The 15,400-nt window shown below is 69.7% G+C and carries 11 protein-coding genes; 4 read left to right on the forward strand and 7 right to left on the reverse strand.

Going from position 1 to position 15,400, the window contains the following annotated elements:
- Positions 1 to 28: 28 nt before the first annotated feature.
- On the forward strand, positions 29 to 1,582 hold the full coding sequence (locus tag AB0D31_RS06975; protein WP_362718095.1) for a GMC family oxidoreductase N-terminal domain-containing protein: 1,554 nt from the start codon (positions 29 to 31) through the stop codon (positions 1,580 to 1,582).
- A 60-nt stretch (positions 1,583 to 1,642) separates the two neighbouring features.
- Here the strand turns inward: AB0D31_RS06975 and AB0D31_RS06980 are convergent, their stop codons facing one another.
- The 3 genes from AB0D31_RS06980 to AB0D31_RS06990 all read right to left on the reverse strand — a co-directional run bounded on the left by AB0D31_RS06980 (position 1,643) and on the right by AB0D31_RS06990 (position 5,031).
- Entirely contained in the window at positions 1,643 to 3,628 is a 1,986-nt protein-coding gene (locus tag AB0D31_RS06980; RefSeq protein WP_362718098.1) for an N-6 DNA methylase, read from the reverse strand.
- Positions 3,629 to 4,060: 432 nt separating this feature from the next.
- The gene (locus tag AB0D31_RS06985; protein WP_362718101.1) at positions 4,061 to 4,267 is read right to left on the reverse strand and encodes a DUF397 domain-containing protein; all 207 of its coding nucleotides are present in this window, start codon (positions 4,265 to 4,267) and stop codon (positions 4,061 to 4,063) included.
- Positions 4,264 to 5,031 carry a helix-turn-helix transcriptional regulator gene (locus AB0D31_RS06990; protein ID WP_362718104.1) on the reverse strand — a complete coding sequence of 256 codons (768 nt, stop codon included), beginning with the start codon at positions 5,029 to 5,031 and terminating at the stop codon, positions 4,264 to 4,266. The genes AB0D31_RS06985 and AB0D31_RS06990 overlap by 4 nt, the downstream gene beginning before the upstream one ends.
- Positions 5,032 to 5,355: 324 nt before the next feature.
- Between AB0D31_RS06990 and AB0D31_RS06995 the strand changes: the two genes are divergently transcribed.
- The 3 genes from AB0D31_RS06995 (at position 5,356) to AB0D31_RS07005 (ending at position 7,816) form a co-directional block, all read left to right on the forward strand.
- Positions 5,356 to 5,799, forward strand: a complete 444-nt coding sequence (locus tag AB0D31_RS06995; protein WP_362718107.1) for an ATP-binding protein — start codon at positions 5,356 to 5,358, stop codon at positions 5,797 to 5,799.
- A gap of 171 nt (positions 5,800 to 5,970) precedes the next feature.
- Positions 5,971 to 7,230 carry a hypothetical protein gene (locus tag AB0D31_RS07000; protein ID WP_362718110.1) on the forward strand — a complete coding sequence of 420 codons (1,260 nt, stop codon included), beginning with the start codon at positions 5,971 to 5,973 and terminating at the stop codon, positions 7,228 to 7,230.
- Positions 7,231 to 7,393: 163 nt separating this feature from the next.
- Positions 7,394 to 7,816 (forward strand): hypothetical protein, encoded by a 423-nt coding sequence (locus tag AB0D31_RS07005; protein ID WP_362718113.1) that lies wholly within the window; start codon positions 7,394 to 7,396, stop codon positions 7,814 to 7,816.
- Here the strand turns inward: AB0D31_RS07005 and AB0D31_RS07010 are convergent.
- The 4 genes from AB0D31_RS07010 to AB0D31_RS07025 all read right to left on the reverse strand — a co-directional run bounded on the left by AB0D31_RS07010 (position 7,811) and on the right by AB0D31_RS07025 (position 15,082).
- Positions 7,811 to 9,151: a type ISP restriction/modification enzyme gene (locus AB0D31_RS07010; protein ID WP_362718116.1), complete on the reverse strand. Its 1,341-nt coding sequence runs from the start codon at positions 9,149 to 9,151 to the stop codon at positions 7,811 to 7,813. The two genes, AB0D31_RS07005 and AB0D31_RS07010, sit on opposite strands and share 6 nt — an antisense overlap.
- Complete coding sequence (locus AB0D31_RS07015; protein ID WP_362718119.1) at positions 9,148 to 11,109, reverse strand: N-6 DNA methylase; 1,962 nt, start codon at positions 11,107 to 11,109, stop codon at positions 9,148 to 9,150. Before AB0D31_RS07015 ends, AB0D31_RS07010 begins: the two co-directional genes overlap by 4 nt.
- 258 nt (positions 11,110 to 11,367) lie before the next feature.
- Entirely contained in the window at positions 11,368 to 12,459 is a 1,092-nt protein-coding gene (locus AB0D31_RS07020; protein WP_362718122.1) for a MerR family transcriptional regulator, read from the reverse strand.
- Between the two features lie 76 nt (positions 12,460 to 12,535).
- Complete coding sequence (locus AB0D31_RS07025) at positions 12,536 to 15,082, reverse strand: DUF262 domain-containing protein (protein ID WP_362718125.1); 2,547 nt, start codon at positions 15,080 to 15,082, stop codon at positions 12,536 to 12,538.
- Positions 15,083 to 15,400 lie beyond the last annotated feature (318 nt).

The raw sequence follows: 15,400 nt of genomic DNA on the forward strand, positions 1-15,400 counted from the left end.
CCCGGGCATACGCAGCTAAGGAGCAGACGTGGACGAGTTCGACTATGTGGTGGTCGGCGGCGGCACCGCCGGCTGCGTCGTCGCCGCCCGGCTGAGTGAGGACCCCTCCGTCACGGTCTGCCTCCTGGAAGCGGGGCCGAGCGATGTCGGCGACGACAACGTGCTGCGCCTGGAGCGCTGGATGGGGCTCCTGGAGTCCGGCTACGACTGGGACTACCCCGTCGAACCGCAGGAGCACGGCAACAGTTACATGCGGCATGCCCGCGCCCGCGTCCTCGGCGGCTGCTCCTCGCACAACTCCTGCATCGCCTTCTGGGCGCCGGCCGAGGACCTCGACGCCTGGGAAGCTGCGGGCTGTTCGGGCTGGGGCGCGGCCGACACCTTCCCGCTCTACCGGCGCCTGGAGACCAACGACGGGCCCGGCGACCACCACGGCCGCACCGGCCCGGTCACGATCCGCACCGTACAGCCCAACGACCCTTGTGGAGCCGCCCTGTTGGAGGCGTGCGCCGAGGCCGCCATCCCCACCACCGCCTTCAACACCGGCACGACGGTGGTGCGCGGCGCCGGCTGGTTCCAGATCAACTCCGACGAGAGCAACATGCGCCAGTCGGCCTCCGTCGCCTATCTGCACCCCGTGCTCGGCAACCGCCCGAACCTCGAGGTACGCACCGGGGTCCGAGCCAAGCATCTGCTGATCGACGCCGACCGGCGCTGCACGGGCGCCGCCTACCTCGATCCGGATCTGGTCCACTCCCGTACGGTCACCGCGCGCCGCGAGACGATCGTCAGCTGCGGCGCGATCGACACCCCGAAGCTGCTGATGCTCTCGGGCATCGGGCCGGCCGATCATCTGCGGGACGTGGGCGTGGACGTGGTCCTCGACGCACCCGGCGTGGGGGAGAACCTCCAGGACCACCCGGAGGGCGTCATCATGTGGGAGGCCAAGCGGCCCATGGTGACCACGTCCCAGCAATGGTGGGAGATCGGCATCTTCGTCGACACCCGCCCGGGCCTGGACCGCCCCGACCTGATGTTCCACTTTGGCTCCATGCCGTTCGACATGAACACCTACCGGCGTGGCTACCCGACCAGCGAGAACGCGTTCTGCCTGACTCCCAACGTCACCCGGGCCCGCTCCCGCGGCACCGTACGGCTGCGCACCCGCGACTTCCGCGACAAGCCGCGCGTCGACCCGCGGTACTTCACGGACGAGCACGATGTGCGGGTGATGACGTACGGGCTGCGGCTGGCCCGCGAGATCGCCGCCCAGCCCGCCCTCGCACCCTGGGCGGGCGCCGAACTCGCGCCGGGGCCCGACGTGACGACCGACGCCGAACTGCTCGACTACATCGCCACGACGCACAACACCGTCTACCACCCGTCCTGCACCGTGAAAATGGGCGCGAACGACGACCCGACCGCCCCCCTCGACGCCCGCCTGCGCGTCAAGGGCATCCAGTCCCTGCGCGTCGCCGACGGCTCCGCGATGCCGGACCTCGTCACCGTCAATCCGTGCATCACGACGATGATGATCGGGGAGAAGTGCGCGGACATGGTGAAGGAGGATGCGGGGCGGTGACGGGTAACGGCTGGCGGGTGGCCGGCTCGGCGCCGCGGCCCCGGGACCGGAGGGGACGCGTCAGGTGGTGAGTCCGCCTGCCGCGAGCCGGTCGCGCATGTCCCGCACCAACCCCTTGCCCGAACCGTCGGCCGCGGTGAGCAGCCCCTCGAAGGTCCGCAGGCGACGGAAGGTTTCGGCATACACCGTCTGCTTCTCCAGGGGGAGCTGGAGCACCTGGAGGCGCCGGATGTCGACCCTGGACGAGCTGGAGGCGTGGGTGCCGGCCTGTCGCCCGTTGGCCGGCGCGCACAGGCAGCCGGCGAGGAAATGGCCTTCCAGTTTCTCCGCGTCCACGCGCAGGACGTAGAGCTGGGGGCCGACGGCCATGGGCGGCCCCTCATGCACCCACGCCTTGAACGCACGGGCCACTCCGGTGACCACGACGTCGCCCTCCTCGGCGATGGCCGGGGCCGCACCGGCGGGGACCGACCCGCTGGGAGTGCCGTCGTGCAGGAGATCGGCGACGGTGAGGAGGGGAACGGAGGCTCCCCGAGCCGGTGCGGCTGCGTCCGGGGGCTGCTGGCCGGCACGCAGGGTCAGCGCGCCGGCTTTGACGAGGTCTCCCACCGTCGTCGTGGTCTGTGCCGTTCCGGTCTCGAAGCCGAGCCCGGACAGGTGCCGGGCCTGATCGGCCAGATCGGTCACCAGGGACGCGAACTCGCCCCACTGCGCGGCGAGTTCCTGCCGGGATGGTTCGGCCGTCACCGCCGTGTAGCGGCCTGGCGTGACGTCCACCTCGTCGTCGAGCAGGTCGAGCAGGGGCACGCGGACGGAGCCTTGCGGCAGCTTCCTTTTCGGCTGGTCGAGGGCGGCGATCGCGGTGAGTACGTAGGAACCGAGACTGTCCCAGTCGGGGCTGGGTTCGCGCGTCCCCGGCCTCGCGAACTGGGTGGCGTCCACGAGGAGGGCGTCCTGGCTCGGGGGTGCGGCCGCGGGACCCACCTGGGCCGCGCGCAGGACCCACAACTGGAGCGCGACGCTGTGCGGTTGGGCGCTGCCGGGTGGCAGGGAGACGACCGCGCGCAGTGCTCCGGTGCGCAGCAGGGAGCCGCGGATGCGGCGGCCTGCTTTGCGTGACGCCACCGCCGGAGGAAGGACGACCACGGCGGCCCCGCCGGGCTTGAGATGGGACAGCACATGCTGCACCCAGGCCAGTTCGGGCTCGGTGCGCGGTGGCAGACCGTGCGTCCAGCGCTGGTCGGTGGCGAGCTCCTCGTAGCCCCAGTCGCGTTCGTTGAACGGCGGGTTGCACAGGGCGATGTCGGCCTCCGCCTCGGAGAACGGGTGGTCCCGCAACGCGTCGGCGGTGATGGTCCGGGTCCGGATGGCGTGGTCCTCCGCGAGGAAGTCGAGCCGGACGGCCGTCAGCGCGGCCAGCGCCGGATCGCTTTCGCTCGCGAGTACCTCCCATCCGGCGCCGTCGTACTCCTGCACGGCCGCGGCGACCAGGTGTCCGGTGCCGCACGCCGGATCGAGGAGGGTCAGCCTGCCCCGTGCCGGACCGAGACGGACGGCGAGGGCGGTACGGGCCATCAGAGCGGCGAGCTGAGGCGGCGTGGTGCTGAGCTGCCGCACATGCGTTTCCAGCCAACGCTGCAGCAGGAATTCGAAGGTCTCGCGCGGTCCTTCGTCCCGTCCCACCCTGGCTGCCTCGGCGACCAGGGCGCGTGCTGGCGCGGAGAGCTGGGTGCGGCCGGTCCGCGCCTTGGGGGAACGCATGCGGCGTGCCGCCTCGGCGACGGCGAGCCCCGACTCGTTCCGGCTGCCGAGCGCCTCGAAACGCGGCCAGAGGAGTTCCCGGCCGCCGATCTCCCCGAGCTTGCCGTTGCTCCGCAGCCACTGCTCGACTTCGGCCAGTGAGAACTGGGGGCTGACGTCGGTGCCCCCGATGCGCGTGGGGAAGGAGTCGTGGCGACGGCGCCAGTTGCTCACGGCGGCACGGCCGACGCCGGCGATCCGGGCGATTTCGGCCAGGCTGACGGGGACGGCTTCATGGGTGCTCATGGTTCTGTCTCCGAGATACTTGGCGGCTGGGCTGGTCGGCTTTCCCAGCGGCCGTTCATGCTTGGAAGGCTACTACCCTCATTGACTTTGTTCACAGCGTGTCCGTTCCCTTGTTGTGCAGGGAATGTGGAGGTAGGCAGGTATGCGGAGTCTCGCCCCCGGAATGGTGATCCATGACCGCTATCGGCTGGAGTGCGTGCTGGGCCGCGGGGTGATGGGGCAGGTATGGCGGGGGCGCGACGTCTCTCTCGACCGGCCCGTCGCGGTGAAGACCGTCGCCACGGAGCTGCCGGCCGTGACGAGCGGCAGGGAGGCGGCGCTCGGGCGTCGAGGGCGCCCTGTTCTGAGCCGTCGACATGACAACGGGCTCGCTCACGCCACCCCAAGTGCCGTGAGCGAGCCCGTCGTTGCGCTCAAGTTCCGTACGCGGACCTACTCCACCGCAAGCGCCACGAACGCCGCCCACTCGCCCCGGCCGACCCGCAGCACGGGCCCGCCGCCCGCGACCTTCGAGTCCCGTACGTACACGGCGCCCAGGCCGGCGGCCACCTCCACGCAGTTGCCACCTCCCGAGCCGCTGTAGCTGCTCTTGAACCAGCGCAGCTCGTCCACGTTCTCGGATACCTGCTCCACGCTCATATCTCTCCCGCCAGCCGTTCGATGAGCCGCGCAGACTCGACGCCGTTCAAAGCCTGCGACCGCAGCTTGCCATACCGCAACCCGAAGGCACTGACCTCTGCCGGATCATGCACGACGCACCCGACATCCTGAGACTCGATGTAACCGAGGTGCTGGTGCTCCATGGTCTCCAGCACGACAAACGAGCCGTTCAAACCGGAGTGGACCCCACACGCGGTAGGCATGACCTGGACATCCACGTTGCGCAACGCCCCTACTTGCAAGAGGCGTTGCCATTGTCCGCGCATAACGTCGCTGTCGCCAACCGGATTCCGCAGTGCCTCCTCACCGATGATGAACGACAGCTCCGCGAGCGGCACTCGCGTCAGTAGTTTCTGCCGACTCAGCCGCGCTTCCGTGTGCTGGTCGACGATGTCCTCGTTCAGCGGCGGGCAGTGCCCGGCGAACAGAGCCCGTGCGTACGCCTCCGTCTGCAACAGGCCCGACACCAGCAGTGGTTCGTACTCGAACCGACTCGCCACCTCCGCCTCGATCAACGCGAAGTTACGGAAGAACTTGGGCAACTTCGCCCGATCCACCTCTCCCTGAAGCGCGTCCAGCACGCCGCCCGCCTCCAGCACCCGCTCCGCCGCCGCCGTGAACGCCGCCTTCGCCGGCCGCCGCCCCTGCTCGACCGAGGCGACCTGCTCCAGTGAGTAGCCAATGGCTTCACCCAATTGCTGCTGGCTCAACCCCGCCCGCTTGCGCAGGTACTGCAACAGCACGCCGTACGCCGACCACACCCCCGGCAGCTCGGCTGCCTCGTTCTTGGCCTTCGTGCCCCGTACCGTCCGCGCTTCTCGTGCGTCCCGTACCGCCCTCACAGTCCCACGCCCTTCCCATCCCGCTCGGCTCCCCGCCACGGCCGCGCTCGCCACCGGTTCATGTCCAACGCGAGGCTCGCGAACCGGGATACGCGCCGGACCCGTACAACGCCCGTACAAGCCCCGTACAACCCAACCCACGGCGGCTCGCCCACTCCGTACGACAAGAGGGACGTACGGCCGTCGTGCCTGGTCAGCGAGGCGCACGCCCCGCACGATGACACCGTGACCCACCATCACCTCACCGAGCAGGCACAGCCTTCACGCATCCCCACCCGCCACCTCGCCCTGCGCTTCAGCGGAACCAGACGCGGTGCTCGCCTCGCCCGCCAACTCGCCGTCCAGCAACTCATCGAGTGGACGGGCCTCCCGTACGACGCCGACCCAGTCCATGCCGTAGCTCTCGTCACCGCCGAGCTGGCGTCCAACGCGGTCCGTCACGGCAGCCTCCCCGGCCGGGACTTCCGCCTGGCGCTGCTCCTTGCGCCCGACCGCTTCCGCGTCGAAGTGACCGACACCCGCCCGGAACGCCTGCCACCGGCCGTGCCCGCGCAGCCCGCCGATGACACAACGGGGCGCGGACTGCTGCTCGTTCAGGCCTGCTCCGACCGCTGGGAAGCACGGTCCGAGACCCGTACACGAAGACCGTGTGGGCGGAGTGGGCAGTGACGTCCGATGTCCGATGAGCTTGTGAACTGAGTGCATGGGTCTCATACTGATGGCGACCAACTGCCGCCCGCCCTCTCGCCCGGCCGGCACCTCACTCCGCACTCCCTTCGTCGAACGGCCTCGACCCACCCCGACCACCCACAACTGCGAGAAACGCCTCAGGAGCGGACCATGGACGTCGAGATTCAGCTGATCAGTGACGACGACGGACTGGTGGTCATCGGGAATGCCGCGGATGTCGACCGCTTCCTCGTCTCGGAGGGAGTGACGTCGTCGAGGGAGCTCGGACCGCAATGGCTCAAGTCCGCCCTCGGGGCCGGAGCCGCGGCAGCGCAGGCAGGTGCGGAGATGGCTGAGAACTCCGGTCGCTGGGTGAAGCTGACTCCGAAGTCGGCGCGGCTTGTCAAGAAGTACGGGCTGCGGGAAAGCTCGAAGAGCGGGTACGGCACCGGTGTGGTGAAGGGGCAGAAGGGCCAGATCAGGGGCTTCGTGGAGTTTGTGAAGGGGCCTCGATCGTTTCTGACCAACCCGGCGGCCCTCGCCAATGCCGCGAAGCTCATGTCGCAGGTGGCGATGCAGCAGAGCATGGACGAGATCACCGACTACCTCGCCACGATCGACGCGAAGGTCGACGACGTGCTGCGCGCGCAGAAGGACACGGTGCTGTCCCGCATGATCGGCGTGGGCGTCGTCATCGACGAGACCATGACCATCCGCGAAATGCGGGACAGGGTCGACGAGATCATGTGGTCGAAGGTGCAGGACGCGCCGACCACGATCGCGGAGACCCAGGTGTACGCCTTGCGTCAACTCGACGCGATCGCCGAGAAGATGGAGCGGCAGTCCAAGATCGGTGATCTCGCCTCGACGGTCCGGGAAGCGGAGTCCCCGGTTCAGGAGTGGCTCGCCGTGCTGGCTCGGTGCTTCCAGCTTCAGGACGCGATCGCCGTACTCGAACTCGACCGGGTGCTGGACGCGTCCCCCGAGGAGCTGGACGCTCACCGTCTCGGACTGAAGGCGGCACGGCAGGATCGGCGGGACCTCATCGCACGGAGTACCGAGCGGTTGGTGGCGCGGATGGATGCGGTCGTCGGCACGGCCAACGCCAAGGTGCTGCTGCACCCGGCCAAGTCCCCGGCTGTGGTCGCATCGAGTAACCAGATGGCCATCGGCGTTCATGACTTCCACGAGCGGCTCGGGATCGAGTCCGGCCGGCGGTCGTCGGAGGCGAGGCGGTGGGTGGAAGCGGCCACCGACGTGCGGGACAAGGCGCTCGTGACTGGGGCCAAGGGCGTCGACGCCGCCAGAAGCCGCGGCAAGCTGACCCTCGACCGCGCCGGCACGGTCAAGGGCAGACTCGCCGACGGCATCGCAGAGCGAGCGCGTCGTCTGCGCGGGGGCGAGGAGGGAGCAGCGGACAAGGCCGAGTGAGCGTCGGCAGTCAGCCACGCCTCCCGAGCCCGACCGCGTCCGTGACCGCAAGCCCCCGGGCCCGGCATCCGCGTGAAGCGGGGCCCCTCCCCCTTCCCGCCGAACAGGCGCGGTTCCGGCGATCGCCCCCCTCGTCGCACACGACGCGGGCCATACTGGAGGCATGCTCGTTCCCAGCGGTCAGCTCTCGCCGCTTCAACAACACCTGTTGCAGGAACTGGATCTCTGTGACCTCCCGGCTCCCGAAAGGGCACCGGAGACCTACCTCGCCCGCGACCTCGACGTCGAAGAGACCCGGGAGGCCCTGCCCGCCCTGGTGTGGTCCGGCCTGGTGGAGAGACAGGGCGACGATCGGGGCGGCTTCGCGCTCACTGCGCTCGGCTCGGCGGCCCTGCACGCCGCGGAATGCGGCGAGTTGACGGCTCGCCTGAGCGCCGTGGCCGCTTTTGCCGACACGGTGGCCGCAGGCGTGCCGCCCCGCCTCGCCGGCCTCGCCCTGAGGCGGCTCGCGGAGGGAACATGGACCCTGGAACAGGCGAAGGCCTCCGTCTGTACGACGGAGGAGTTGGGTGCCGACCGCTCATGACGCGTCCGGCTCGCCGAATTGCAGGGCGACACGACGCCGTGCGCGAGATGCCGCCGGCTGGGGCGGGAGCACGCCCGCCGAGGTGAGGTCGGCGACGGTGACGACCGGTGCTCCCACGATTTTCGTCGTGAGCGCCTGTTGCGCGGGAGCGAGGTCGACCAGCCGCCGCAGGACGGAGAGCAGATCGATCAGCTCCTCCGTCCACTCGCTCGGCCAGGACGTGACGTGGATGTCGTCGAGCGGGCTCGTCTTCCGGCTGGCGGGCGAGGCCTTGCGGTAGCCGAACCACTTCTTGATCACGTTCATGCCGCCGACTTCGAAGTTCCAGACGTCGGGCGGGACACCGGTGAAGGCTCCCGGACCCACCCGCAGGGTCGCGGTCTCCGCGTCGTAACCGAGCGTGTCGGGAACGCAGGATCCGATCCCCGTTTCGTACCGCACCTGCCGTGGGTCTCCCGCAGGAAAGGCTACGCTCGGCCGCCCGGATCCGTGCTCGGCGGGAGGAGCGCCGGCGTCGCCGTAGGTCGCCGCCCACAGGAACGCGCGGCCCACGCGGACCGCCTCGCTCCACAGCGCGGGATCGCGGGTGAGCGGTAACCGGACGCCAGGAGTGAGCAGTTCCTCGGTGAAGCGCTCCGTGAAGCCGCTGTGCCCGGCGATCGCCACGGCGTAGGCGGCGAGATCGTGCGCGGTCAGCTCGTCCAGGCCGAGGGCACGGGCCAGGTACCGCAGCAACCCGGTGGGAACGTTGGCGCTGCCGTCGGGATGGAGGACGGGGTGCACACGGCCGCCCCGGCCGTTGAAGTGATGCGTGTCCGGTAAGAGGGCGGTCGCCATCAGCGCGGGACCGCTGCTGATCTCGTGGCTGCTCTGCTGGTTGAGAAACACCTGCCCCGGCTGTAACGACTCCCACAGGTCGGGCCGGGGAAAGTCGAGGACCCGGTTGTCGGCGATGAGCCATTGGCGGTCGAAGCTGCGCCGGGCAATTCGCAGACGCGGCGGGCGGGTTCGGGGATCTTCGCCGATGCCTCGGTCGGGATGCGGGAATCCTGGCAGTCCGACGACGCGTTTGCCGAGGTGGCGGTCTCTTGTTTCCTTGAACAGCAGGGCTTTGGCTTCCGGGTCCTCCTCTGCCTGCAGACGGGACGAACGCTGCTGCAGAACCGATGCGGACGGCGAATGCACCCAGGACCTGTTCGACGTGATTCCCAGGGTCCCCCACGGGAAGACCTCATCCAGTGCCGGATAGTCGTCCCACCCCGACAAGGTCGCCGGAGTGAACGGCCGCACCCCACCCGCATGCGCGTCCCGCCAGCCCCCGTCGTCCAGGCTCACTTCCCGAAGCTGGGCGAACTTGTCCGACCGTTTGCCGTGGAGAGCCCGGTAGTGGACGCGCGCGGGACGTTCCGGGTCGTGGTCGGCCCGCCGGACGAACACGCAGATCGACAGCGGCTGGGCGACATGGGGGAACACCCGGGTGGCGACGTCCGAGCGCTGCCCCTCCGGCGACACGTTGATGATCCAGCCCTCGTCGCACGTCCTGCGCAGATAGTCGCGCATGCCCCGCCCGGCGGGACCGGTGGCGAACGCGGACGGATGAAGCAGACGACGCCGTGCCGGTCGTCTCCGTGGGCGTCGAACACCTTCCACGTCGCCCAGCGCCAGAAGTAGACGTACAGATTCTTCAGCGCGTGCTCGTACCGGCCGTTGCCCGGATACCGGAAGTCGTCCAGGGGAGGGCGGCCCTGCCCCTTCACGCGTTTCTCGATCCAGCCGCCGCGGTTCTCCGCCTTGTCGTCGTACGGCGGATTGGAGATGACCACGGTCACCGGGACGTTGGCCTTGACGTGGTTGGCGCGGGCGCGTGACAGGGAGAGGGTCGCGTACGTCGAGGCGAGTTGCTCCTCCTGGACGTAGGGATCGTCGAGCGTGTCCGTGACGTGGAGGTTGAGCCCGCCCGGCGGGAGCGGGGCGCCGTGCTTCTTCAGCAGGTCGGCCGCGCGGAGTTCGGCGACGGCGAACGGGCCCATCTGCAGCTCGAACCCGTAGAGGCGCCGGGCAAGCCGGCCGATCGCGTCCGGTGCCATGGCGTAGCCGTGTCGCTCCGCCGCCTGGCGCGCCACCCGCTCGATGACGGTGTGCAGATACGTGCCCGTGCCCATCGCGGGGTCGACGATGTGCACGCTCTCGTCGCCGTAGCCGCGTGCCTTGCCCAAGCGGGTACGCAGTACCTCCTCGGCGAGCCGGACCATCTCCTCGACGACTTGGTGCGGGGTGTAGTAGGAGCCGCTGCGCTGACGCAGGCTGTCGTCGTACACCGACAGGAACGACTCGTACAGGTGCAGATAGGCGTCCCGGTTGCCCTGCCGGACGGTCTCCCAGTCGACGGCCGCGACGGTACGGGCGAGAAGGTTCAAAGTCACGTCGAACCGCTCGTTGACGTTGTCGGTGAGCAGTTGGAGGGCCTTGCCCATCAACGCGTGGCCCGCGTTGAGCCGGCGGCCGATCTCGTGGAAGCTCGTGTCGGTGACGGGGATGTGCTCGGTGCGGGCGAGCAGCAGCGCGAAGGTGACCGTCTGGGCGTAGCCGTCGGCGAACGTCGCGTCGTCCGCGGTGGGGAAGGGGAGCCGGCGCCAGTCGCTTCGGAGGCCGGTGAAAGGGCGGTCGGCCGCGGAGTCAGCCGTGGTCGACCCGGTCTCGGCCCGCAACTGTTCCCGTACGGCCTCACGCAACAGACGGCACAGCGGGGCGATGTGCTGGACGAGCGCCGAGACACGACGGATCCGCGGCGGGTCCCAGCAGAGCACGGTCTGTGCCAGGGCGTCGAAGGCTCCGAGGTCACCGGCTGTCAGCTTCTTCCCGGCGCTCTTCAAGGCCCCCGCCAGCACGACCTCCGCACCGATCTGCACGCCGTACTGGAACACCCGCCAGTGGGTGCCGTTGGTGTAGAGCAGGTTGGGGAGGTCGCGCAGGCGTTCCCACTGCCTCTTGTCGTGACCGGTGAAGGATGCGGGATCGATGCTCTTTTCGGGCCGCTTCACCTCGATGTAGCCGATCACGTCCTGGTTGACGCGTACGGCGTAGTCGGGTCGCACCCCCAGGTGCGGGATGCGTGTCTCGGGGTACCAGCCGATCTCCGGGCGGGCATGGTGCACGGCGATCGTCCGGAACAGCTGCTCCAGCGGGCCGCGGATCGCCGCCTCACGGTCACCCGGGCCCAGCAGGTTCCGCTTGCAGGCGCCGCCGAATTCGGACACAGCTTCCTGGAGCCACTGAAGACGTGCGTCGGCCATCGATCGTCCCCCATCCCCGCGGCCCCGGACGAGATACGGGACCAGCCCCTACTGGCGAAGTATGGGACAACACCACCCCAAGTGGGCAGGGGTGTGCGGGAGTTGGGCCGAGGTGGCGGTGCGCCCCCCGGCCGTTCCCGGGGGCTGCTCTGTCGGACCGGCTCCGGTTTCCCCAAGCGGACCGGCTCTGATTCTCCAACCGGACCGGCCCAAGCCCTCCAGCCGGACCGGCCCCTAGTTCTCCAGCCGGACCGGCCCCTAGTTCTCCAGCCGGACCGGCATGAGGAGCGAGTAGGCGCTCTCGTCGTCGGGCCGTCGGATGGCGAGCGGCGCCGTGGGCGCGCCCAGTTCCAGGATCAGCTCGCCGCACGCACCAGCGGCGACGGCGTCCAGGAGGAACTCGCGGTTGACGGCCACGTTGTCCTGGTCGTCGTCACCGTCGTCGCACACGACCACGGTTCCGTTCTCCGTCACCCTGAGCACACTCAGGTCGTGCGGCTCGCCGTCCTGCTCGCGTGTCTCGCTCGCGCGGACCTGGCCGGTTTCCAGGGCGCGCCGGAACTCCGCCGCATCGACACGGGCCTTCCGGCCGGTCGGGAGGGCCACGAGGCGACGGTAGTCGGGGAACTCGTGGCCGATGCTCCGGCCGGCTGTCTGCCGGTCACCGGCCTCCAATGTCACGCGGTCGCCGTCCAGCGTGAGATGGACGGGCGCCTCACCGGCCAGCAGCGCCCGCATCGCGTCGACGAGCGGGAGCGGCACGACGGTCTGCGTACGGTGGCCGCCGTGGCCGGTCGTGGACGCTTGCGCGACGGCCATCCGGTAGCGGTCGGTGGCCACGAGATGAAGGCCGTCGCCCTCGACGTCGAACAGGACTCCGCCGAGCATCGGCAGCTCGGTGTCGGTACTGGCGGCGAACCGGACGGCGTCCAGCGCGGCGGCCAGTTCCGGCGCAGGCAGGGTCAACCGGGCGATGGCGGTGGCGGTGTGGTGCGAGGTCATGGGGTCTGTCTCCCTGTGGTCGAGTAGCGCTCGGAGCGTGGAGAACTCGCTGCGGGCATCGGACAGCCCCAGCTCGAGACGGCGCAGATGCGCTTGAAGCAGACCGCGCACCAGCTCCGTGTCGGCGCCGGCCCACCCGGCCAGCACCAGTCGGATGTCGGCCAGCGGCATGCCCGCCCGGCGCAACCGGGCCAGCAGGTGGGCCTCTTCCAGCTGGCCGGGCTCGTACCAGCGGTAGCCGCTGACCGGGTCCACCCAGGCAGGGACCAGCACACCGGCCCGGTCGTAGAACCGCAGCGCGCTCACGCTCAGTCCGCCGTCCCGGGCCATCTCCCCGATACTGCGCATGTCGTTCTCCACACCCGGACTCTGAGCCCTCGACAAGGTCGAGGGTCAACCCCGACCACCGTCCGAAGACGTCACCTCAACCCCGCTGCGCCAGATCCAGCGCGGCCACCCCGACGAACCAGTCCAGCACGGAGCAGATCTCGTCGGCGTGCTCCGCGAAGACCCCGATCGAGAAGGAGGGGCGCAGCTCCAGCTTCGCCTCGGGCAGGTCCACGCCGTCGATCTTGTTGAGACGGTTCAGGAGTTCCCGGCGCTGCTCCGTGGCGTCGAAGGGGCTGCGGGTCTTCAGGTACTGGAAGGCCACCTCGACCGTACCGGTGACGGGATAGATCCCGACCGGCCACATCAGGAGCGGGTGCCGGCTGGTGCCGACGTCCAGCATGGGGAAACAGCTCGTCTCGTCATGGCGGCCGTACGTCACATGGCCGCCCTGACGGCGCCAGAACCCGAGGGCCGTCTCGACCCCCGGGTATGCGGCGGGCCAGTTCTCCCGCAGCTGCGCACGGAAGCGCTCGGCTGCCGCCGTGTCCTGCTCCTCGGGCAGCGGATCGTGCGCGGAGGGCTGCGTCACGTCCCGGCCCAGCAGGGTGGCCAGCTCGGCGGCGGACAGCCGCTGAGCGGGGTGAGCCCGCCCGAGCGAGTCGAAGCGCACACCCTCGCTCGCCAGCAGCTCCTGCGGAGGCGGCCGGTCACCGCCCTCCGCCCAGCGGAACGAGGGAGAGACCCTGCCCTCCGTGGTGAGGACGCGGTGGGCGCCCATCACACCCGCGTGGGCGTCCAGAACGGCCTGGACGGAATCCGGGCGGCTGCCGATCAGCTCGGCGACATCCCCGTACGTCGTCCAGGTACCGCTCGGCATCGCCACCAGAGCGGCCCGCAGCTCGAGCCGGCCCGGTGCTTCCTCACCGGTCGGCTTGGCCCCGCTGATCGGGCCGGGCCAGAGTTCGGTGGCGCGGTCGGCCAGACGCTCGGCACGTTCCAGGATCTGCGTCCTGCCCCAGCGCGGAGCCGAGGAGATCTCCAGGTTCATGCGCAGGGCGCTGGAGTCGAGAATCTGCTGCTTGCGCTCGAAGGGATGGTTGGAGAGCTTGGCGTTGTCCCCGGTCAGCGTCAGGTTGCCGAGCGTGTGCACCAACAGGTCGTGCAGTTCCTGCGGGGTCTGGTTCGGCTCGGTCTCCTCGGCGAGCAGCTCGAACCACGCGGGAGCGGGGCGCTGCGGCAGCACGTGTTCCACGCTGAGGGACGCCTTGGCGAAGTCCACGGGCTCGGAAGCGCGGTAACTCTCTTCCAGGCGGCGCAGGATGTAGCTGCGCTGTGGCGGACGCCCGGACCAGTAGAACGGTTTGGTGCGGATCGCGGTGCGCAGTTCCTCGTCACTGGGCCAACGCCGCCGCCGGCCGGACAGGAACCGCCGCACCGCCTCGGCGGCGGGCCGGTCGGTCTCGAGTTCCTTCGGCGCTTCCATGAAGATGCGGTTGAGGTTGTTGGTCGGCGTCTGACAGATCAGTCGCCGCACCAGATAGGACTCGACGTACCCCAGCGCCTCCGCCGCGTCGTCCGCCGTCGTCCTGCCGGCGTCCACAAGGTCCAGCAGATGCAACGTCAGGGGATAGTGGGTCTGGCCACCCCAGGCACCGAGCCGCTCCAGGACGTCCCGGAGGGCGGGGGAGGCCTCCCGCGCCGGATCGATGACGCGCAGGAATCGCCCGGCCCGCTCGGCCAGTTGCTCGACCTCGTGCTGCAGCGCCTCCTCGTCGCCGGCCAGCGGCTGGAGCCGTTTCTGCTGCTCGCGGTAGATCTCGCTCTGCTTGGTCTTGTAGTGACCGCGGACCACCAGGTCGAGCCAGACCAGGAGTTCGAGGTTCCTCGGGCCCAGGCTCTGCTGCATGGGCAGCCACAGCTCCTGGTAGATCCGCTCGCCCCGCTTGGGCAGCAGCATGAACACGTAGTTGCGCAACAGGTCGCTCTGACTGAGCCCGACGCCCGTGTTGTTGATCGACTCGAAGATCCGGTACACGTTGTCGCCCGGCTCGGCGGTGATCTCCACGATGGAGAGCAGGTCCTTGAGCGCCGTCTCCACCGCGGCGGCCCATCGCGCGTCTCCGGCCTCGTGGCCCTGGGCGAGCGCGCCACGGAAGAAGCGGTAGGCGGCCCCGACGTTGTCGCTTCCCCCGGCGTCCGCGCGGGACTGCACACACGCGGTGTACGCGTCCCGGTCCGCCTGCGTGGGCAGCAACCGGTAGTGGTCCGCGCCCTCGTGGAACTCGTTGACCAGGAGCTGCCGGTGCACCCGGTCCACTCCCCGCGCGTCACCCGCTTCCTTCAGGTGGTCGCGCAGGGCGGTGAACGCCAGCATCAGCGTGGTCAACCGCTGCTGTCCGTCGACCACCAGCCACCTCTGCACCCCGCCCGCCTGCATCTGGCCGGGCGCGAGCACCACGGAGCCGAGGAAGTGCGGCGCGGCCGACTCCCCGGACAGATGCTGGTCGACGAGTTCCCCGATGTCCTCCCACAAGCGCTGGAGCTGCTCCTCACGCCAGCTGTACGTACGCTGATAGAGCGGCACCTGGAACTGCTTGTCCCCCTGGACGAGTTTCAGGAAGGTGATCTCCTGGGCGCGCATGCGCCTCCTTTCCTACGGCACCCCCGGCGGGTGCGAGGTCCGGCCCGCTCATGTACAAACCCCCGCGGACCCGAGCCAGTTGACCGCTAAATCTATGCCGTCCCGGGGGTCGGCGTCCGCCGATGGCCGGGACGGAGAGGGGGATGCGCCGCCCAGGACCTTGTTGGCCGGTCGATGGCCCGCGTTTGCTGCTACGCTCGCGGTGTGTGCTCAGTTCACACTCGGGTTCGCGCGCCGGGGGGCGCCTTGCGATCGGCTCGTGGTGGTCGGAGCGGGATGACGGGGCGGGTCACCGGATGGCCCTCAGGAGCAGTGGTG

This window comes from Streptomyces sp. NPDC048361, from assembly GCF_040651795.1.
Taxonomy (GTDB): domain Bacteria; phylum Actinomycetota; class Actinomycetes; order Streptomycetales; family Streptomycetaceae; genus Streptomyces.

Bases quoted from the DNA above. Each gene is read 5' to 3' on its own strand.
- AB0D31_RS06980 (WP_362718098.1), bottom strand. From the start codon at position 3,628: ATGAGCACCCATGAAGCCGTCCCCGTCAGCCTGGCCGAAATCGCCCGG.
- AB0D31_RS06985 (WP_362718101.1), bottom strand. From the start codon at position 4,267: ATGAGCGTGGAGCAGGTATCCGAGAACGTGGACGAGCTGCGCTGGTTC.
- AB0D31_RS07000 (WP_362718110.1), top strand. From the start codon at position 5,971: ATGGACGTCGAGATTCAGCTGATCAGTGACGACGACGGACTGGTGGTC.
- AB0D31_RS07005 (WP_362718113.1), top strand. From the start codon at position 7,394: ATGCTCGTTCCCAGCGGTCAGCTCTCGCCGCTTCAACAACACCTGTTG.
- AB0D31_RS07015 (WP_362718119.1), bottom strand. From the start codon at position 11,109: ATGGCCGACGCACGTCTTCAGTGGCTCCAGGAAGCTGTGTCCGAATTC.
- AB0D31_RS07020 (WP_362718122.1), bottom strand. From the start codon at position 12,459: ATGCGCAGTATCGGGGAGATGGCCCGGGACGGCGGACTGAGCGTGAGC.
- AB0D31_RS07025 (WP_362718125.1), bottom strand. From the start codon at position 15,082: ATGCGCGCCCAGGAGATCACCTTCCTGAAACTCGTCCAGGGGGACAAG.